General features: G+C 31.0%; 18 protein-coding genes and 1 tRNA gene. 17 read left to right on the forward strand and 2 right to left on the reverse strand.

Features of this window, described 5'->3' with window-relative positions:
* Positions 1–4 precede the first annotated feature (4 nt).
* Positions 5–145: a hypothetical protein gene (locus PKC55_RS07685; protein WP_291126817.1), complete on the reverse strand. Its 141-nt coding sequence runs from the start codon at positions 143–145 to the stop codon at positions 5–7.
* Positions 146–865: 720 nt separating this feature from the next.
* Between PKC55_RS07685 and PKC55_RS18180 the strand changes: the two genes are divergently transcribed.
* From PKC55_RS18180 to PKC55_RS07760, 16 genes are all read left to right on the forward strand, one after another.
* Positions 866–928, forward strand: coding sequence for a hypothetical protein (locus PKC55_RS18180; protein WP_524536939.1), 63 nt, complete (start codon positions 866–868; stop codon positions 926–928).
* 799 nt (positions 929–1,727) lie between these two features.
* Positions 1,728–2,699 (forward strand): lanthionine synthetase LanC family protein, encoded by a 972-nt coding sequence (locus PKC55_RS07690; protein ID WP_324372514.1) that lies wholly within the window; start codon positions 1,728–1,730, stop codon positions 2,697–2,699.
* A 10-nt stretch (positions 2,700–2,709) separates the two neighbouring features.
* Positions 2,710–3,444 (forward strand): galactosyltransferase-related protein, encoded by a 735-nt coding sequence (locus tag PKC55_RS07695; protein WP_291126812.1) that lies wholly within the window; start codon positions 2,710–2,712, stop codon positions 3,442–3,444.
* Between the two features lie 114 nt (positions 3,445–3,558).
* Positions 3,559–3,822: a TIGR04149 family rSAM-modified RiPP gene (locus PKC55_RS07700; protein ID WP_291126810.1), complete on the forward strand. Its 264-nt coding sequence runs from the start codon at positions 3,559–3,561 to the stop codon at positions 3,820–3,822.
* Positions 3,823–3,881: 59 nt separating this feature from the next.
* Positions 3,882–4,745, forward strand: a complete 864-nt coding sequence (locus PKC55_RS07705) for a pepsin/retropepsin-like aspartic protease family protein (protein ID WP_291126808.1) — start codon at positions 3,882–3,884, stop codon at positions 4,743–4,745.
* A 178-nt stretch (positions 4,746–4,923) separates the two neighbouring features.
* Positions 4,924–6,261, forward strand: coding sequence for a radical SAM/SPASM domain-containing protein (locus PKC55_RS07710; protein WP_291126806.1), 1,338 nt, complete (start codon positions 4,924–4,926; stop codon positions 6,259–6,261).
* Between the two features lie 154 nt (positions 6,262–6,415).
* Complete coding sequence (locus PKC55_RS07715) at positions 6,416–7,324, forward strand: retropepsin-like aspartic protease (protein WP_291126804.1); 909 nt, start codon at positions 6,416–6,418, stop codon at positions 7,322–7,324.
* A gap of 36 nt (positions 7,325–7,360) precedes the next feature.
* Complete coding sequence (locus PKC55_RS07720) at positions 7,361–7,579, forward strand: hypothetical protein (RefSeq protein WP_291126802.1); 219 nt, start codon at positions 7,361–7,363, stop codon at positions 7,577–7,579.
* Between the two features lie 75 nt (positions 7,580–7,654).
* Entirely contained in the window at positions 7,655–8,509 is an 855-nt protein-coding gene (locus tag PKC55_RS07725; protein ID WP_291126800.1) for a hypothetical protein, read from the forward strand.
* A gap of 16 nt (positions 8,510–8,525) precedes the next feature.
* The gene (locus tag PKC55_RS07730) at positions 8,526–9,896 is read left to right on the forward strand and encodes a radical SAM/SPASM domain-containing protein (protein ID WP_291126798.1); all 1,371 of its coding nucleotides are present in this window, start codon (positions 8,526–8,528) and stop codon (positions 9,894–9,896) included.
* 68 nt (positions 9,897–9,964) lie between these two features.
* On the forward strand, positions 9,965–11,419 hold the full coding sequence (locus tag PKC55_RS07735) for a radical SAM peptide maturase (protein WP_303895450.1): 1,455 nt from the start codon (positions 9,965–9,967) through the stop codon (positions 11,417–11,419).
* Between the two features lie 6 nt (positions 11,420–11,425).
* Positions 11,426–12,682 carry a TIGR04150 pseudo-rSAM protein gene (locus PKC55_RS07740; protein WP_291126794.1) on the forward strand — a complete coding sequence of 419 codons (1,257 nt, stop codon included), beginning with the start codon at positions 11,426–11,428 and terminating at the stop codon, positions 12,680–12,682.
* A 258-nt stretch (positions 12,683–12,940) separates the two neighbouring features.
* A complete protein-coding gene (locus tag PKC55_RS07745; protein WP_291126792.1) occupies positions 12,941–15,151 on the forward strand; it encodes a peptidase domain-containing ABC transporter in 2,211 nt (736 codons plus the stop codon).
* Positions 15,152–15,162: 11 nt separating this feature from the next.
* A complete protein-coding gene (locus tag PKC55_RS07750) occupies positions 15,163–16,488 on the forward strand; it encodes an HlyD family secretion protein (protein WP_291126790.1) in 1,326 nt (441 codons plus the stop codon).
* Between the two features lie 96 nt (positions 16,489–16,584).
* Positions 16,585–17,238 (forward strand): hypothetical protein, encoded by a 654-nt coding sequence (locus tag PKC55_RS07755; protein ID WP_291126788.1) that lies wholly within the window; start codon positions 16,585–16,587, stop codon positions 17,236–17,238.
* A gap of 12 nt (positions 17,239–17,250) precedes the next feature.
* Positions 17,251–18,276, forward strand: a complete 1,026-nt coding sequence (locus tag PKC55_RS07760; RefSeq protein ID WP_291126786.1) for a glycosyltransferase family 2 protein — start codon at positions 17,251–17,253, stop codon at positions 18,274–18,276.
* Positions 18,277–18,734: 458 nt separating this feature from the next.
* On the opposite strand, the gene PKC55_RS07765 is transcribed toward PKC55_RS07760, so the two are convergent.
* Positions 18,735–18,808, reverse strand: a tRNA-Met gene (locus tag PKC55_RS07765).
* 271 nt (positions 18,809–19,079) lie between these two features.
* Here PKC55_RS07765 and PKC55_RS07770 point away from each other — a divergent pair.
* A complete protein-coding gene (locus PKC55_RS07770) occupies positions 19,080–21,074 on the forward strand; it encodes an LptF/LptG family permease (protein ID WP_524536940.1) in 1,995 nt (664 codons plus the stop codon).
* The last annotated feature ends 19 nt before the right edge of the window (positions 21,075–21,093 follow it).

Below are 21,093 nucleotides of genomic sequence, written 5' to 3' on the forward strand. Positions count from 1 at the left end.
AAGTTTAGCCGTACTGGCGTAAAACACCCTTTATCCCATCTGGCTGGCATGGAAGCCTAATGCTGTAGTCAGATAGCTTTTTCTTGCCTGTACTTCCTGTTATAAACAGGTCTTTACACTCTTTGATAAAGCCTGTGTACTTCATTCTTTTCCTATAGTAGAACCAGGCTGCTCGGAAGCTCCCCCTAGTGGTCGCTTCTACTTTGGCTCGCTCAGCTATCTGAAAATAGCCAGAATGATTTTATAACTTTTCAAATATAATTATCATGGAAAATAAACAGGGAATGGAGGCTCTCCACGGTCGTCTGACTAAGGGAAAAAATAGCTTTCCACTTCGATCAACCTCAAATTAACCGAAGTCGATTTCAATAAAATAAGAGAAAAAGCCAAGAGATTAGGTATAAAAACAACTCAATATGCTGGAGGGTATTTAGAGGAAGTATTAAATCATGCTTTACACTCGAAGAATTAGACCTGATACGTAAGTTATCGGGGATAGCAAATAAACTCATCAGATAGCCCGGCGGGTGGACAGAAATGAATATAAACTCATAGAACGGGATTTGGTCATGCTGTCTAATAAAATTAAAGAGTAGTTCCATAATCACTAATAATATTAAAGGGAAATCACTCGAGGGATATGTGAATTATTTAATGACCGAAACAGCTGAGTTAATTGAAACAAATGCTCTACTGGCAGACACTGCGAATGATATGATGATTCGCAGCTTTACTATGCAGCGTTCAGACAGGAAAGAGATAAAGTAGCCTGTCAGGCATATCTCCATATCATTTGCTCCTGAGGACAGCCACATGCCAATCAATGATTTTTATGGTGCAATTAGCCAAAGAATATATGAAGGAAATGGGTATCAAAAATACCCAATATATCAATGTAAGACATCATAATATGGATAATGCACACTAGCTGATTATATATACCAACCGTATCGACAACAACCTCGAATTAATTTTGGTAAACGACGATTACAAGTATAATATCAAGGTTTTCAAGAATCTTAAAGATAAACAGGGATTCAATTACGGAAAGGAAAAGATCAGGTAAAACGAAAGAAGATAAGAACAAGGTATTTTTTAGTAAAGAAAATCCCGATACTTTTATTCAATGCGGAAAGTATGAAATGCGTATCCGGGATAAGATCCTTATTGAAAACGGACATATAAACAAAGCTAAAGAAAAGTGGTATGATTACAAAAATTATGCTTATCCTCATCTATGAAAAGAAAATAAATCGGATGCGGAATATAAAAAAAGCTGAAGTGACCCGAAAAGTAAGAAAGAAGAGAATATTCTGAAATAAGCTAATAAACAGTATATGCAGAAGATAAATAGAGGAAGAGGGATATTAAATGGGACAAATTGAATTAGGGGGAATTAATACTTGTTTTGATGAGGCTGTTGGTAAATAGTAAATATACATTAACATTTTTTACTTATTGTTATTTATTAACGAATAGCAGTATTATGATTATAATAGAGAATCTGTAATATATCTATTGAAAAGGAGCTAAAAATAATTCACATATTGTTTAAACAGTTGACCTAAGTTCGTTTTAATTAAATTTTAGTTTTTTTATGTTAATAAAATTACACATATTTACAAATGAAACAGTGTTGTAAGCAACTAAATATTATATATGTTAATATGAATACATCTATTGACTCTCTAAATAAGACTCTAATCTCCTCACTAAATAATCCTACTATGCCATTAGGTTTAGCTCATGGAAAAATGGGAATTTGTATTTATTTTTTTGTCTTAAGTCGATATGAAGAGAACAAAGAATATAAAAGTGTTGCAGATAAGATTTTGGATGAAATATTCGAAAGAATCTCGGAGATCCAATCAATAGATGTAAAAAATGGTTTATCTGGAATAGGAATAGGAATAGATTATCTAATTAAGAATAACTACACAAGAGGAGATATAAATAAAATTTTAGAAGATATTGATGATATATTATTTAAAAATCTATCCTACCCTCAATATTACGAAAAGATTGACACTTTTCACACAATTCATCTTATTTATTATCTGTGTGTTAGACTGAAAGATCAAAAAGAAAATAGTGACGAAGAATATTTGTTCAAAGAATTGATTATTCAAACGGTTAACAATCTATATGAACGAATAAATATAAGTTTTTATGAAGAGCCCTTATTCTATACCTTGGATTATCCATTACCTCAGTTATTATTTGTATTAAGCGAAATATATAAGCTGAATTTTTATAATTACAGAATAATCAAGATAGTAGAAGAATTGAGCTATAAAGTATTATCAATAATACCAATATTACAGTGTAATAAATTGTATTTACTCTGGGGAATAGATGCTTTAAATAAACAAGTAAATAATATTAATTGGGAAAGGCATATATTCTTACTTAAAAATAATATTAACATAGAACATATCCTTTGTAGTGAGATTAGGAATAAAAACATTTATTTCAATGATGGTCTAGCCAGTATTTACTATTTAATTGATAGTTTATCTGATTACTTTGACAATAGTGAAATAAATATGACTAAAAAAAAGATTGTTGATAAAATAATGTCTTCAAATGCATGGGAACAATTAAAAGGAAACCAACAATATTTTGAGATGCATACAGGATTATTTAATGGCTTCATCGGCACCTCTATTTTATTGAAAAAAAAAATTGCTTACGATTAATCCTATTATTATGAAAAATGATTTGACCGATATAACTTTTTTAATTCTGATAAGGCTGGATTCTATACACAGACTTGAAAATATTCTGATTGTTACTAAGCAACTTTGCCGCTACTTTAACACCAATATAGTAGTTAGAGAATCAGACAGTTATAATAACGGTATTTTAGAATCTTTATTAAACACAAAAATAAATTACGAATTTATCGAAGATAAGGATCCAATATTGTATAAAACTAAACATTTTAATCAACTAGTATTAGCCGTTGACACTCCTTTTATCGCAATTTGGGATGCAGATATAATACCAGATAAGAAAGCTATTATCGGATGTATGGAACAGTTAAGAAATAATGAAGCTGATATTGCTTATCCATATAATGGCATTTGTTACGATATTCCTAAATCGATAAGGTCTTTATATTTAAGAAAGAAAGATTTTCAGCTTCTGTTTCGTCATTTAGATAAAATGGATCGATTATATCCTTATACATTAGCCGGAGGTGCTGTAATGATGGATCAAGAAAAATTCATACAGGCAGGGGGCGAAAATGAGGTTCATTATGGTTGGGGAAATGATGATTTTGATAGATATGAACGGTTTAAATTATTAGAGTACAAGCTCTACAGAATAAATACCTGTCTCTTTCATTTATGTCATCCCAGAACAAGGAACAGCACTCATTACTCGGAGATATCAAGAAAGATATCGGAAAAAGAAATCTTTAAAATTAAATCTAGTTAGGGTATAAATTTTATGAAAATCTGATATCAGATGTTGTTGCGAAGTTGCAGAGCAATAACAGACAAGTTGCGATTTGTCATATAATACTGCAATCTAACCAATTAAAATTTTCACATGAAAACATTAAGTAAGCTAAAATTGAACAACCTGAATAAGGTTGAATTAGACGAACTAGAAATGGACGTACTGAAGGGTGGTGCTAGTTGTTGCTGCTCATGTTGGGCTTCTGGAAGCGGAGGCTCTTCAACCAGCGATAACAATTCAGCAAATACAGCAGGAGGTTTGTCTTCTACTTATGGCTGTGGAGATAATAAGCCGTCTACAGGAGGAGATGATTATCTTGTTATACTCCAAGGAGGGATTTGGTGCAGATGCTAATTAAAAATGAACTACCCATATAAAACATATATGGGTAGTTAAACTGTATTATTAAATTTATGAAATATCATATATTAATAGCTATTTATATTAATCTGTTATCATGCTCATTCAATGAAACTCAAAAGCAAGTTGATAAATCAGATGTCCAGATTATAGATACAATACCTTTTCGTTATAATCAGGATGAACATAAAGCTATATTTTTAGATATAATATTAGGAAATAACGATACAATTACCGCTTTGTTCGATACAGGCGTTTATGGTGTTAGAATTCCAAATTCTCTAAAAGAGAAATATTTTCTCCAAAAAGATTCTTTTATTATTAAAATAGGTGCTTTGGAAAAAATATTTACAGGTAGAACTCGCTCTACAGCGCTTATTTCGCTAAAAAAAGTATTGGGAAAGGATGGGATTATTCTAGGATGGGATTTTTTTAATGATAAAATTATTGAAATATCATACAGCAATAAATCTATGAGAATATTGGAAAGTATAAAATACTTAAAAGGTTATGATAAAGTAAAGTTTACGATCAGTAGGGATAATAACTTAATTATCCCCATTACAATATATATGCAAAACTATAAATTCAGATTAAATGCTGTAATTGATACAGGGTTCAACGGAGTTTTTATCTCTAGTTCTGAGTTTATGAAAAATATAAATACGAGCGGAGTCGATCAACTATCTGCAGTATATTCGGGAAAAACGAATTTTAAAATTTATATACTTCCTATAGATTCTTTATTAGTAGGAGATATCAGAAAAAGCAATGTTAATATTGCTGCCTCCAACATCAATATGATGAATCTAAATAAAGAAAAAGAAGGATTATTAGGAAATGAATTTCTTGAGAATTTTTCAGTAATCTTTGATTTCATGAATTACAATTTATACTTAAAACCAGTCAAAGATTAAACATTATATAGAGTCTACTTATTTTGTAAAGAGTAAATTAGAAAATACTTGTATTGAAAATATAGAAAATAAAACTATCCTTTTAGCACACAGCATACCATTTTGGCTTTGGGCAAAGAGCCGAATGGAAATTTTATTTCAGACAAAGAATATATATAAAGCATATAAATTATATCAGATGGAAAAATTTCGATTAAGTAGATACAATTTTTTTTATACAACAAAAGATTCTGTAGTTGGATTAAATCTTTATAATCAACACTTGTTTTCGATAAGTAAAGAAAGATATAGACTTTTGGGAAATTACAAATTGAGAATCCATGAACTTCAGTCTATAGATCCTGTCTTTTTTAGTACTATGTGTAAATTAAATATTATTGAGGATTTCAATACAAATATTCCTAATTTATTATTATTGAAAAATAGAAAAGAAGTATTCTCTGAAGAAGAAATACATTTATCAATAAATGTTACTTTAAATTGTAATTTTTCATGTTGGTATTGTTATGAATCACATACTAAACTCACGATGAAAAAATATAATAAAGATGCGATTTTAAAATTTATTGACTTACTTACAAAAAATAAAAAGACAAAATTAATAAGACTTAATTGGTTTGGAGGTGAGCCCCTACTTGCTTTTAAAAATACTCTGAAACCTTTAGCTATTGAGATTAAAAGGAAATGTTATGAAGCAGGAATTAAATTGATCAATGCTATAACAACAAATGGTTATTTAGTAAACGAAGAAGTTATATCTTTCTTCAAAGAAATAAATATGGAGTGTTTTCAAATAACGCTTGATGGAAAAGAAGAATTACATAATCGAGTACGATATAATCACAGTCAAGAGGATACATATAATACGATAGTAAAAAATATATGCAATATTGTAAAGGACTTACCAAATGCAAAGATGTATTTAAGAATAAATTATACAAGAGAAAACCTTGATAGCTGTATTGATATTATTAAATCATTTCCATTGGAACTAAGACCAAAAATTATTGTCAATTTAACTCGTGTCTGGCAAGAAAAAGGATTAGAAAGAGAATTAGAAAAGGAATTATTAATTCGAGAAAATAATATTCGTTCAGTATTTTGTTCATCTGGGTTTAATATCTTTAAAAAAACATTAAACTGTTATACCAATTATACTTGCTATGCAGATTTATACAATCAACTAATTATTAATTACGATGGACGTGTGTTCAAATGTTCAGCATGCGATTATGAAAAAAGTCAAGAAGAGGGACGTTTATTAGAAAATGGAGAAATATTTTGGGATGAAAATATGTTAGCTAAAAGATTAAATAGAGCCACTTTTGACAATAAGTCTTGTTTAAAATGCAAATTTCTTCCAGTATGCAAAGGTGGATGTAGTCAAATGTATATTGAAAAAACAGATAACCAAATCTGTCCTGCAAAAATTAAATATAAAATATTGATAAATAGGTTGATGCATCAGTTTTCTAAGACAGGGTTAAAATTGGCTCATATAAGTAATTTTGAATAAAGATATATAATTTAATAAAAACTCCTTTTCCCACTTATCTTCAGTTAAACATTATGTATCATGCGAACTGGGTTTTGTGCTTGTTAGCACTATGATGTAAAAGAAAAGCACCCTCTGAGCCGATATATTGTCAGAGAATTTATTTTATACTGAAATGAAAAAACGATTGATATATATTATCCTAATACTAGACGTTTCGTGCATTTTTTTTAGTTGCTCATCTAAAGAAACACAGAAGCAGGGTTCTATCGAGGACGAAGACGCACCTTTTCAGGGCATTGAAATCCCAATATGCTATGATTATGATTGGCAAGCAATATCATTTGATATAAGCATAAATGACCAAGATACGCTTTTCGCTATATTTGATACAGGAGCAAATGGAGTAGCTATACCTAAGAGTTTGGAAAGAAAATATTTAAAATATAAAGACTCCCTAAGTATAACGGCGAGTGGGTACTCTAAAGTATTTACAGATCGCGTTAAATTCGTATCGTGGAATGTTGGGAGGCGCCATCCCGATGATGATCTTTCTGCGCCAAGAGTTTTGATTGGTTGGAATTTTTTCGAAGGGAAAATAATTGAGCTTTCCTTCAATCAACAATATATAAGGATATTGGATAATGCAGATCATCTACAAAGGTATGAAGGTATTCCTATTATAAAAAAAGACAATAATATACGTGATGATATATATATACCTGTAACGGTCTGCATTCAAGGGAAAAAAATAGATTTGTTATCGCTTATTGACACAGGGTTTAATAGTACATTTTTATCATATAAAGGTGCTTTTCCTAATCTGGATTACACTAAATCAGAGAAAGCATATGGTGTTTTTTCCGGCTGGAAAAAATTTATCGGTTATTTTTTATTGGCTGACACAATAAAGATAGGCAAAAATTATATCTGTAATAAGGATATTGGTATAACTGATAATATTGAAATAATAACAAGTGGAGGAACTGTTGAAAGTCTTATCGGATGCAATTTTCTTGAGAACTTTACTTTAATCTTTGATTTCAAAAATTATATTCTTTACCTGAAACTGATAAATAGTTAAAACAATCTAAATCAGGCCGGATTGAATGAGCTGGAAATGGACATATTAAGAGGTGGTGCTAGTTGTTGTTGCTCATGTTGGGCCTCTGGAAGTGGAGGCTCCTCAACCAGTGATAACAATGCAGCAAATACAGCAAGTGGCTTATCTTCTACTTATGGATGTGCCAGTGATAGTGGTAGTTCCACTCCTACTGAAGGATGGTGTACAATTGCAAATTGTGTCAATAATTGGGATAAAAGCTGCCATGGCAAGTAATCTAAATTAAAAAATTATCCGGAGATTTTATATCTCCGGATATATGACCTAGTGATTATATATACATAGAATATTATGAAAATATTATATATTTTATTTGTTGTTGGATTTGTTTCTATTTCCTGTGTGGATCGGAATGTAAAAATAGCAACATCTACAGACATAACGTATGTTAATACACTTAATTTTAGGTATGAACATGTAAAACAAAAAGCAATTCTTTTGGATGGATTAATAAATGATTCCATTCTGGTAAATGCTTTATTTGATACAGGTCTTACACAAAATAAGATTTATAAAACAGACAGTTTGAAAGAATTTTTATCAAAAGATACAGTATTATTACAGATAGGGAGCTTTACTAATATGATGCAAATTGACTATGTAGCTAAAAACCATTTTTTCTTTCAACATTTTGGTTCAAATACTGCTTTTATCGGTTGGTCATTTTTTAAAGACAAAATTATAAGAATATCTTACAAGAATAAGCAAATTCAGGTAATAGAGGATTTATCAACATTATCCGACCAATACTCTAAAGTAAAGATAGATAAAAGCGACTGGAATGGCTTATTTATTCCTATAACAGTTCATATACAAGGTAAAAAAATTACAGAAAAAATAATTATTGACACTCGCAATAATGGAGGTATTGACTTTGGCAAAGCAATTCAAACTAAATATGCTATAAATACAAAGAATGCTCTTCATGTTACAGGTCAAAATTCGCAAGGAGATAATAACAAATATTTCCTAATGCCAGATTCAATTAAAATAGATAGGCACACCGTACCGGTTAATAAGTATGTTGGATTCTGGATAAATAGAGAAAATCCTGGTCTTTTGGGAAATGAGATTTTGGATCAATTCGATATAATCCTTGACCTTAAAGATTTCTATTTATATATAAGACCAGTAGAACATAAATAAAAAGAGTTAGAACAATATGAAAAAGTACAGATTAAGCAGATATAATTATTTTATCGTTAAAGAGCAATATGCGATAGGAGTAAACCTATATAATCAAGTTCTATTTAGCATCGATTCTGAAAAGTACGAAACTCTTATATTATACAAAGACAGATTGGAGAAAATGGAAGCAGAACATCCAATATTATTTAGTACTATGCTTAAATTAGGTATTATAGAAGTTTCGGATTTTGATCTTCCTTCTATATTGATAATGAAAAATAGAAGTCAAGTTTTCGATATAAGCTCTTTCCATTTATTTATTAATCCCACATTAAATTGTAATTTTTCTTGTTGGTATTGTTACGAGTCCAGAAATAAGGCTACGATGAGTAAAGATATTATTCATTCAGTATTATTATTAATTGAAAACCTAATTCAAACCTATAAATTAACAACATTTCATCTTGATTGGTTTGGCGGAGAACCTTTACTTTGTTTCGAATCAGTAATAAAGCCTATCAGCGTTGAAGTAAAGAAAATATTTTCAAAATATAATGTAAAATATTTTCAGACTATAACTACAAATGGTTCTCTGCTTAAAGCCAATATGATACCTTTCTTCGAGGAACATAATTTTACAAATTTTCAGATTACATTAGATGGTGATATTGAAAATCATAACAAAGTGAGATTTATAGGGTCAAATAAGAAGAAAGGGTCTTTCTATACTATAGTCAATAATATCAACTCTCTGGTAAAGTCTCCAAAGCTTTTTGTGAGCCTAAGAATAAATTATATTAAAAATTCACTTTTTACAATCGATCAGATTATAACATTCTTCCCAATATCTAATAGAGGAAAGATTAAAATCCATTTAGCTCAGGTTTTTCAAGATGCAAAACTAAGTTCCGAAAAAGAAAAAAAAGAACTGATCAAAGAGGAGCATAAGATGTTAGCAATATTCAGGGATGCTGGCTTTCATATATTGAAATCATGGGTTAGACCTGATTGTTATTATACATGTTATGCAGACCTTAAAAATGAAGCCTTGATAAATTATGACGGAAGAGTTTTTAATTGTACAAATGTCGATTTTGAAAATGAAAAAGAAAGTGGTATCCTGACAGAAAAAGGTGAAATTATATGGAATGAGAACATTAATGCGAAAAGATTGTCAAGGGCGACATTTGATAATGAAGAATGTCTTAACTGTTATTATTTGCCTATATGCACAGCTGGCTGTCACAAAAACGTGAATAAAGAGATATTTACGAATAAAACCTGTCTATATATTCCTATGCATGAACAAGCATTAAATGATATATTTGATTTCTACCAGAAACAAGATTGCAAAATCGCACATATTGGACAAATAGAATCTATGCTATCATATTATAATGAATAGCATCATACAAATGCTGAAAATATTAACAGATGTGCTAGTATATATCTATAATCTACTAAATAATATATATGGAATCTACTTATTTTATCAAAAGTGAATCTAATAATACCTATATTATGAATGTACATAAGAGAAGTATTCATCTTGTACATCCCATACTTTATGCTGTAATGTTTAATCTGCCCATCGAGTATCAAGATAAGGAAAAAAAATATTATCAAAGAAAGATACAGTATTTTATTAAACACGGAATTATATCCTATGACAGCATTCCAGCAAAGGAAGAATACCAAATAACAGGAGAGGACATCAAAAGAAATATAGCAAATCTATCCCAACTTACAATAGAAGTAACAGAAAAATGTAACCTTAAATGCAAATATTGCTATTATGGAGAATACTATAATATGGGAGAAAATAGAGAGTATAAAGATATCACATTTGATAGGGTAAATAATATTCTTAATTTCCTCGACAAAAGACAGAAATCAATATACAATGAATCTCTGGACAGTACATTATATATAAGTTTTTATGGAGGTGAACCGTTAATGAATATGCCACTTATATCCAAAGCTGTTGAACATAGTGCCAACTTTAATAATAGAAAACTACAATTTTCTATGACAACAAATGGCACATTATTGAGAAAAAAGCATATTGAATATCTTGTAAAGCATAATGTTCGTCTTCTTATAAGTTTGGATGGTAATGAACAAAATAATAGCTATAGAACATATTCCAATGGGAAGAGGTGTTATGATGATATTTTAAAAAATATTGATTACATTAGAAGTTTATACCCTCTTTATTATGAAAGTAATATAAACTTCAATGCTGTATTACATAACAAAAATTCTGTATCAGAAATATATGATTTTTTTAAGAAGAGGTTGAATAAGATACCTGCAATTACAGAACTTAATGCATCCGGCATTCAAGAAAACATGGAGACTGAATTCTACTTGGCGTATCGTAATTTCAATGAAAGTTTGAATCAGTCAGAGAATTATGATAAGATAGAATCTGATTTATTTGTTAATGTTCCATCTTATAATTCTGTTTTGGTATTTCTGTTTCAATATTTATGGTTTGTATTCAAATCATATGAAGATTTGCTGGCAAAACAATCGGGTAATGAATATTTATCAACAGGAACTTGTCAACCATTCTCCAAAAAGATGTTTATAACGACAGATGGAAAGATATTACCTTGCGAAAAAATTTCTCATTGCTATTCTTTAGGACAGATATCTGAAGATACTATTGAGATTAACACTGAACAGATTGCTGATAAGCATAATTATTACTATTCTAAGATAGTTCGACAATGCCATAAGTGTTATAGGCAGAATTCTTGTAGTCAGTGTTTTTACTTTATTGAAAATTTAGATGCAAATCCTATTTGCCATGGGTTCATGAACAAAAATGATTTCATGAATTATCTATATGCAAATATTAATTTTTTAGAACAGCATCATGACGATTACAAAAGAATGATGACAGAAGTAAATATAATATAACAAATTATGGAAAAGGCACATGTAAATGGAGATAGAAAATATTGGTTTGTTATAGAACCTTATGTATATCTTTCTCTAAAAAATAATATTATATTTTTATATAATACATTGGATGGAGCTTATCTTAAGTCTTCAGATACTAAGATCATACATTTTTTTGAGTCGCAAGTTACAGACTATAAAAGTCCCAATCTATTGTCAGGGTCTCAACTAAAAGATAAAAAGCTGTTTGATTTCATTTCAGAATTAAGGCAGAGGTTTATGGCGGATATTATCGAGACGACACTAACTAATGGTTCTCCATTACAATTTACACCTATATTAAATATACAGAACAGTAAAAATCGTTTTATATCTGATCCGAATCGCACAATAGGTGAGAATTTGCTTATTCATTTACATGAAGTTTCATTTTTCTTAAAAGACATATCTCATTTTTCAAATAAATGTTATCCAATTTCATCAACAGAAGTTGATCCATATACGACATATCCTAAATATTCTTTAGATTTAAGGTTAATTCAATTATTCTTAGAACAAATAAAAATAAAAGAGGATTTAACAGTAAACATCATTATAAAAAATCCATCAGAATATAAAGAATGGTCAAATTTAATAGCCTATTTAAACAAGCTCCCTTTAAAAAAACGATATATCATTCATATTGATAATTTGTATATAAATAATGATTTTGATACTGTAATTGATGATAGATCAATTGTGAATTATGTTATTGACTTATCAAATCCCTGCACTCTAGTAAAATTGTCATCAATCAAAAATATAAATAATAAAAATGAATATTCATTTCTTGCTTATAGAGAAGATGATATTATTCAAATAGAACATTTTATTGATAAATACAAGGATACTAAATATCATGTAATCCCGATTTATAATAATTTGAATATTGATTTTTTTAGAGAAAATGTCTATTTAACAGAAGATGACATTTTAGAGTCTCCCATATCTATGAAGCAGATATTTATAAATCAGAGCATTAATATCGAATCATTTGGTAGACTGTCAGTTGTTCCAAATGGAGATGTATATTCAAATATATTTCATAAGGCAATTGGTAACGTTAAAAAAGATACTATTTTGGGTATAATTAATTATGAAATGAACCATGGAACTTCTTGGCTAAGTGTTAGAGATGATTTTCCTTGTAACGAATGTCATTTTCAATGGTTATGCCCGACACCATCTATATATGAGCTTATATTAAAAAAAATAAATCTGTGCGATATAAAAAAATCATAATTATGAATATATATTAAGTAAATACAATTTTTACTATAAAGCAAAAGACTCTAGAAAGACCTGAGTCCTTATAATCAACGCTTATCTGCTCAGCAAAAAAAACAATATAATTCTTCACGAACTTATTGAAATGTCCTATTAAATTTCGATATTAGTACTTAATAAAAAGAATGATGAATGAATTTTGAAAAACAGGTAACAGTTTAGCAAATATGAGACAATTTGAACAAACATTAATATTAAAATAAATTGAATTGAATGATATCCCCTTTTCCTTCCTACACCCAACTTGACGCCATGGATTGTGGTCCGACATGCTTGCGCATAATTGCCAAATACTATGGTCGCAACTATAGCATCCAATATTTGCGAGAAAAAAGTTTTATAACTCGGGAGGGTGTTTCCATGCTAGGTATCAGTGATGCAGCCGAATCAATAGGTTTCCGCACCAATGGGGTTAAAATTACGTTTGATCAATTGGTTACAGAGAAGCCACTACCTTGTATCCTCCACTGGAATCAAAATCATTTTGTTATTTGTTATGATATTAAAAAGAAACGTAGACAAGAGTACGAAATAAAAATTTCCGATCCGGCCGGAGAAAAATATACCCTTAATAGATCTGAATTCCTCAGATGTTGGATTAGTTCCCGTTTAGAAGGAGAAGATACCGGTACAGCTTTATTATTAGAGCCAACACCCGCTTTTTATATACAAGAAGACGGCTTAAATGACCCGAATAAAGATATTAGTTATTTTTTTCGGTATCTAAAACCATTCAAATCGCAGTTAATACAACTCATCATTGGATTACTTGTAGGAAGTATCCTGGCATTAATATTGCCTTTTCTCACACAGGCGATGGTTGACCAGGGAATAGGGAACAATAACCTCAGTTTCGTTACTCTGATTCTCATCACCCAATTAGTTTTATTTATTACCCAACTGACAATAGAGTTTATTCGTAATTGGATAACCCTTCATACCAATACGCGGATCAGCATATCCCTCATATCCGACTTCCTATCAAAGCTCATGAAGCTACCCCTCCATTTTTTTGACACAAAGAATATCGGAGATATAATGCAGCGTATCGGAGATAATGGCCGTATTCAATCGTTCCTTACAGGTTCTACTTTAATGACCCTGTTCTCTTTTGTCAATTTCATCATATTTGCTATTATCCTGGCCTATTACAACTTTGTTATATTAGCAATCTTCTTATTGGGCAATGCTTTATATATCATATGGATATTATTTTTCCTTCGCTATCGCCGCAAACTCGATATGGCACGTTTTTCCCAGGCATCTGCTAATCAAAGCAATTTGGTACAGATAGTAACAGGTATGCAGGAAATAAAACTTAATAACTGCGAAAAGCAACAACGCTGGAAATGGGAACGGATACAGGTCAAACTTTTTAAAATAAGCATTAAGGGACTTGCTTTAGGACAGTATCAACAGATTGGCGCTGTATTCTTTACACAAACAACTTCTCTGTTTATATCATTTATAGCGGCCCGTTCGGTTATTGAAGGAGATATGACGTTGGGTATGATGATGGCTGTCAGCTATATTATCGGACAATTATCCGGTCCCATAGGTCAGACAATAGGATTTATCCAAGCTGCGCAGGATGCTAAAATAAGCCTTGAACGCCTGAATGAAATCCATAATAAAGAAGATGAGGAGCAAAGTATAGAATCTAAAATAAACGAGTTGCCAAATAAAAAATATATACATGTAAAAGATTTATATTTTAGCTATGACGGGGCAGACCGGAATTATGTATTGAATGGAATTAATTTAATTATACCCGAAAACAAGGTAACAGCTATAGTAGGAGCCAGTGGAAGTGGAAAAACCACATTGATAAAGTTGCTTTTGGCTTTTTATCAACCCAATAAAGGTGAAATTAAAATAAAGGATATCTCTATCGATAGTATTAATCCACACCTTTGGAGGCAAAAGACAGGAGCTGTCATGCAGGATGGCTTTATCTTCTCCGATACCATAGCAAACAATATTGCAGTAGGAGAAGAAATTGTAAATAAACAACGTTTACTTCATTCAGTAGAAGTCGCAAATATAAAAGAATTTATAGAATCTCTTCCCCTTAAATACAATACTAAGATTGGTATGGAAGGAAATGGGATTAGTCAGGGACAAAGGCAACGGCTGCTAATAGCACGGGCTGTATATAAAAATCCAGATTTCCTATTTTTCGACGAAGCCACCAATGCTTTGGATGCCAACAACGAGAAGATAATATTAGATAATTTGAATGGATTCTATAAAGGGAAGACTGTTGTTATAGTAGCACATCGTTTGAGTACAGTCCAAAATGCCGATAATATTATAGTTATGGATAACGGGCAAATTATAGAAGAAGGAACGCATAAAGAACTGACTCTAAATAAAGGTGCATACTATACTTTGGTGAAAAATCAATTGGAATTGGGATTATAGAAAGATTATCTATGGATAAGGATGAAAAACAAATAGGTGTTGATAGGCAGATTGAACTTCGTAGCGAGGAGTTTCAGGAAATATTAGGAAGTGTACCTTCGTGGATATTGCGAAGGGGCATCACTCTCATTGCCTTAATCGTTTTAGTTATACTAATCGGCAGTTCTATTTTTAAATATCCTGATATAATAACTACTACCATGACGCTTACGGGCTCCACGCCTCCCGCAACAGTGGTAACGCGTACCTCGGGAAAAATCCAAGAATTAAACATCATCGATAAGCAGGATGTGAAGAAAGGGGACTATCTGGCTGTAATAGAAAATTCTGCATCAACAAAGGATATACAAGTATTAAAACAATATATAGAACAATTAAATCAGAAGATAGATACACTTGTTACGTTACCTTCCAAAGATTTGAAGCTAGGGGCAATACAAAGCCTATATTCCAGCTTTTATATTACTCTTTTCGATTACCATGAGTTTAAACGATTGGAGTATTACTCGCAGAAGATTGATTTCATGAAAGAAAAAATTAATCAATATCAGGACTATTATAAAAATATGATAGGACAAAAAGTGATTATTAATGACCAGTTTCAGATAAACAAAAATCAATATCGAAGGGATTCGCTACTGAATAAACGAGGCGTTATCTCTTCCGAGGAACTGGAAACAGCGCGTAACCAATATTTACAAGGTTATCTTTCTTTAGAGAATATACATTCGACCATACAAAACACAAAAATACAAATAACCCAAATGCGAGAAAGCCTGCTCGACACTGAATATCAATATCAAGAAAAAAAGAATCAGCTAGAGACGCAGCTCAAAACATACATATCTCAATTATTGGCAGAGATACAAACATGGGAGTTAAACTATGTACTTATTAGTCCAATAAAAGGAAAGGTTACTTTTACCAACTATTGGATAGAAAATCAAAATGTAACATCTGGAGAAATAGCATTTACCATTATTCCTGATGATAATAAGGAGGTTATCGGCAAAGCTCAGATGCCACTGTCCAGATCAGGAAAAGTGAAAATAGGGCAAAAAGTAAACATTCGGTTTTCCAATTTTCCGGATAATGAATTTGGTATTATTAAAGGTAAGGTAAGAAGTATATCAATGGTTCCTGGTAAGGATGTACAAGGTGCTGATTACTATACTGTAGAAGTTGAGCTTCCCGAAGGACTCGTTACCACATATAAAAAGGAACTTCCATACTTGCCAGAAATGCAGGCACAAGCCGATATCGTGACCGAAGAGATTTCACTACTTGAAAGATTCTTTATGCCGATACGTAAAATTTGGGTGGAAGGATTTGATTGATAATACTTGAATATCAGATATATTTCGAAATAACAACCTATAAAAAATTTCAGATAGTCATAATAATCTCAAATTTATTCAATTTAGTTAAAAACCATGGAAAATAATATTTTATCATTTGAAAATACTTTAAAAAAGAGTATTGAAATTTTCAAGCAATTTAATGAGAATAACGATGATACTTTAAAAGAAGAAGGGATCATTTTATTAGAATCGGCACAACAAATGATTACTAATAATTCTTATATCTTATATGGAACAAAATGGGGAGTATGTGTAGAATATCTTTTCCAAAAGTTTAATTTGGATATTAATACAGATGATTTACTTTATGAGTTGGATGTATTTATAAATAACAAATTGAATACAAATGGATTAATCCGATATTCTATCCAAGAAGTACTATGGATTGGGGACTATTTTCTATATCGCTTTCTTAATGAAGGTTCCCAACTTAGATATTTATCTAAAAAATCAATACATAGTACTATTTTGTATTATATTGAATTATTTAATATTCCTCAAAACCAATTAATCTATATTGAACCTCTATTTTACTTTCCGTCAAAAGCGTGCCATGAACTTAAAAGATGGCTACTACTATTATGCGAAAAAAATATATATGTAGAAGATGCTACTATTTTATTAGATAAGATATACACTTTAGAAAAAAGTGATAATTTTTTAATTAGTAGTTATCATGAGCCTGATTTTCTACATGAAGAAATATACACTTTACTAACTCCTTAAAAATTTGAATTTATGATTGAAATTTCGATAATTATTCCAGTCTACAATGTAGAGGTTTATCTTGAAGAATGCCTTAGTTCTGTATGTAGTCAAACTTTCATAAATTATGAAATAGTAATAATTGATGATGGTTCTACTGATTCTTCTCTTTCTATTATTAAGAAATATGCAGAGAAAGATTCCAGAATACGTTTTTTTGTGCAAGAGAATAACGGAATATCTGCTACTCGGAATAAAGGGCTAAGGGAAGCAAAAGGTAAATACATACTCTTTGTGGATAGTGATGATTATATATTACCGGACACTCTTCTATGTCTTTGGGAGTGCGCACAAAAAACAGACTCTGATATAGTAATTGGAAATGTTTGGGCATTTTATAATGATGATCACAATAATAAAGACGATATATTCAAACGTCCAAAATGGATTGATGAGGACGATGTTATATCAGGGGAAGCTTTATATGCACAGCTAATGAGCACTTATTCATTTCCTCCTTTGGTTTATCTTTATTTTTCAAAACGGAGCTATTTAATAGATAATAATATTTGGATGAATGAAGAAGTCGTGCATGAAGATGAATTATGGACTATTCAAGTTATATGTAAGGCAAAACGAGCCAAAGCGATTGATTATTTTTATTATTACTATAGGCAAAGGGTAGGATCGTTCATGCACTCAAATAATTTGCCAGAACGCATCAAGAGCATGCTTACCATTTCTCAGGAATTGACAGATTTTATACATAGACATCAACGGTTTGCTTCACTTGAAAATTTAAATTGGATTTACGTCCGTATATTTTGGATGTATTTACAGACAACTTATATGTTTGACAAATTATCTATAATAGATGACTCTTATTTTATTTATTATAGAACTTTGCTTATTAAAATGTTCTCTTCATTAAATAATCAGCAGCAACAGGATTCTCTTGAATATTATAATACTGCCACCCTAAAATTAATGTTTTTGGAAAAATTTTTAAAAAGAAAAAATGATACCATAAAAAACCCTCTCAAATTTAAGTCTATTTGATTAAGCTATTATAAATTTATAGTAGTTTAATTATCAGATTATATATTCTCCTTAGAGAGAAAACCATGGCATCTATATTTTCATTAACGCCAAAGGATTAATTCTTTGACGTTTTAACTTAAGGAACAAGTTCGTTGTATTTAAATTTTGTTATTTAAGGTGAGTTAAATACGGGTAAGCCACTGATTATGAATCAATATTTATGGATTTAATTCTTATTTATGTTTTAAATGAGCTTTTGGGCGTGTGACAAAATCACTAATTATCAGATGGTCATAGATTTTGAGTAATAAGTTAACGAGAAAAACCTAAATAGAGACTAAAGTTGTGTATAAGTTGACTTTTTTCTTCTTTGATTTACTTTCTCTTAATTACTATTTATAAGGAAATTGTTATGTACAATCTATGTACAGCAAAAATAAAAAAGACTTACATTTCTTTGTAAGTCTTTTTCATTGTAGCGGGACCGAGAATTGAACTCGGGACCTCATGATTATGAATCATGCGCTCTAACCATCTGAGCTATCCCGCCATCATCTTGTTAGCGGGTGCAAAAATAGAAGTTTATTTCTTATAAAACAATACTCACAACCGAAATTTGCAAAAATATTTAATAATTATATCGGAAATAGCTCATATACAAAGCCTAATTACCTAATAAAATTTAAGAATAATATCTTTCACTCCAATATTACTCTTTACATTCTTCTTTTTACTACTTTTGTACCTGATTTAGTCAATTGTTAATGCTAAGGATAAAGAGGTTATACACATTCATTCTTCAGACATTTTTCCCCGTCTTCATGATGACTTTCGGGATATGTTTGTTTATTGTCTTGATGCAATTTCTATGGAAATTTGTAGAAGACCTTGTCGGTAAAGGACTTGACAACGTAGTGCTTGCCGAACTTTTCATGTACGCAATCCTCAGCCTTATCCCTCTTGCCCTCCCACTCTCTTTGTTGCTAGCCTCTCTTATGGCTTTTGGAAATTTGGGTGAACGACTAGAACTATTAGCAATAAAGGCATCCGGGGTTTCACTCTTAAAAACGATGAAGCCTCTGATTATATTCATTTCGTGTGTAGCTGTGGGGGCCTTCTTCTTCCAAAACGAAGCTATGCCACGCATTCAGGTAAAACTCCGCTCATTAATGATATCTATACGGCAAAAATCTCCGGAGTTGGATATTCCTGAAGGATCATTTTATAGTGGAATAACAAATTACAGCCTTTACGTAAAGAAAAAAGAAAAAGAAACCCGAATGCTGAAAGATGTTATGATCTATGATACATCCGAGGGGTTTGATAATATGTCCGTATTCGTTTGCGACTCGGCTCTTATGAGCATATCGTCCAACAAAGATTTTCTTTTGTTGAACTTATATTCGGGACAGAGATTCTCGAACTTCACACAATCAGGATTAAACGAAACACGCCAAAATAATCAGTTTCTCACATACGGCAGAGAGAATTTTAAAGAAAAGAAAATAGTTATTCCATTCAATAGCGGATTTGATAGAATGGACGAATCTAATCTGGAAGGAACACAAATATCAAAAAACATTCTTCAATTAGGGAATTCCATAGACTCTCTTAGTTCCACGCTTGACAGTGTAAACGTACACGACAGGCAGGTAATAGGAAAAAACACCTATTTAACGTATCGCAATTCTGATGCATACAAAAAGGTGGAAACTGGAGAAACCGCTTTACCGAATAAGGAGCAAGCGAATGAACCTTTGAAGAAAAAATCTATAAATACAATAGATTTTGACTCATTACTAAATACATATAGCAATGATGAAATATCAAGGTATGTGGGTTTTGCTGCAAACGAAGCCGAAAGCAGCAGGTTCAACATCATGGAGACCACGCAGAAAATAAACATGCAAAAGAATATACGGATGCATAAAGTGGAATGGCATCGTAAATTCGTATTATCTTTTGCCTGTCTCATCTTCTTCTTTATCGGAGCTCCATTGGGGGCTATTATACGAAAAGGAGGATTAGGTATGCCGGTAGTTGTCTCTGTACTTCTATTTATCGTTTATTATATCATCGATAACATCGGCTACAAAATGGCTCGCGATGGCGTTTGGGAGGTTTGGCAAGGTATGTGGCTAAGCTCATTTGCCCTTTTCCCATTGGGGGTATTCCTCACATATAAGGCGATGAACGACTCTGCTCTATTCAATCCTGAAGCTTATGGAAACTTCTTCCGAAAAATATTGGGCTTAAAGAAAAAGACAATATATGAAACAGAGCAATCGGTTGACATTAATACTGTTCCCGATCTTGCATCACTCAATGCAAACCCCGATCAGATTGCGTATATCCAAGAGATGAGTGTTGAGAATCTGAAGGACATAGCGAAGAATCATAAAGAGTATAGTTACGACGAAGACACCTTACAACTCGTATTAAGCATATTGAAAGATAAGGGTGCCAGCTTCTTTGATGTGAAAGTAAAAAAGATAAACTATGTAGAATCTCAAAGTATATTTAATGCATTTATGAAAAATGCAAAAATAGCCATGCTTATTTATTTGGTTATTATACTATTCGCTATATTGTCAGTGATAATAAAGCTTAGCTTTATCATGTCGTCTTTGATAGTAGTAGCGTATGCTGTATTTTTCATAAAATCATTCATTTGTTACTTCGACTTCTACAGATCTATTGACAAAAAGACAAGAAAAAATATGTTTGGTATCATTGTTGGTTCTTTTATATTTATCTGGGGATTCTATCCTTATTTAAAGAAGAATATAGAACGTGAGATGATAAAAATTAAATGACAAAAACAGACTGGAAATA

This window comes from Dysgonomonas sp. (assembly GCF_035323175.1).
Taxonomy (GTDB): domain Bacteria; phylum Bacteroidota; class Bacteroidia; order Bacteroidales; family Dysgonomonadaceae; genus Dysgonomonas.

Bases quoted from the DNA above. Each gene is read 5' to 3' on its own strand.
- PKC55_RS07695 (WP_291126812.1), top strand. From the start codon at position 2,710: ATGAAAAATGATTTGACCGATATAACTTTTTTAATTCTGATAAGGCTG.
- PKC55_RS07725 (WP_291126800.1), top strand. From the start codon at position 7,655: ATGAAAATATTATATATTTTATTTGTTGTTGGATTTGTTTCTATTTCC.
- PKC55_RS07740 (WP_291126794.1), top strand. From the start codon at position 11,426: ATGGAAAAGGCACATGTAAATGGAGATAGAAAATATTGGTTTGTTATA.
- PKC55_RS07735 (WP_303895450.1), top strand. From the start codon at position 9,965: ATGGAATCTACTTATTTTATCAAAAGTGAATCTAATAATACCTATATT.
- PKC55_RS07705 (WP_291126808.1), top strand. From the start codon at position 3,882: ATGAAATATCATATATTAATAGCTATTTATATTAATCTGTTATCATGC.
- PKC55_RS07745 (WP_291126792.1), top strand. From the start codon at position 12,941: ATGATATCCCCTTTTCCTTCCTACACCCAACTTGACGCCATGGATTGT.
- PKC55_RS07750 (WP_291126790.1), top strand. From the start codon at position 15,163: ATGGATAAGGATGAAAAACAAATAGGTGTTGATAGGCAGATTGAACTT.
- PKC55_RS07690 (WP_324372514.1), top strand. From the start codon at position 1,728: ATGCCATTAGGTTTAGCTCATGGAAAAATGGGAATTTGTATTTATTTT.
- PKC55_RS07720 (WP_291126802.1), top strand. From the start codon at position 7,361: ATGGACATATTAAGAGGTGGTGCTAGTTGTTGTTGCTCATGTTGGGCC.
- PKC55_RS07700 (WP_291126810.1), top strand. From the start codon at position 3,559: ATGAAAACATTAAGTAAGCTAAAATTGAACAACCTGAATAAGGTTGAA.
- PKC55_RS07710 (WP_291126806.1), top strand. From the start codon at position 4,924: ATGGAAAAATTTCGATTAAGTAGATACAATTTTTTTTATACAACAAAA.
- PKC55_RS07760 (WP_291126786.1), top strand. From the start codon at position 17,251: ATGATTGAAATTTCGATAATTATTCCAGTCTACAATGTAGAGGTTTAT.
- PKC55_RS07685 (WP_291126817.1), bottom strand. From the start codon at position 145: ATGAAGTACACAGGCTTTATCAAAGAGTGTAAAGACCTGTTTATAACA.
- PKC55_RS07730 (WP_291126798.1), top strand. From the start codon at position 8,526: ATGAAAAAGTACAGATTAAGCAGATATAATTATTTTATCGTTAAAGAG.
- PKC55_RS07755 (WP_291126788.1), top strand. From the start codon at position 16,585: ATGGAAAATAATATTTTATCATTTGAAAATACTTTAAAAAAGAGTATT.
- PKC55_RS07715 (WP_291126804.1), top strand. From the start codon at position 6,416: ATGAAAAAACGATTGATATATATTATCCTAATACTAGACGTTTCGTGC.
- PKC55_RS07770 (WP_524536940.1), top strand. From the start codon at position 19,080: ATGATGACTTTCGGGATATGTTTGTTTATTGTCTTGATGCAATTTCTA.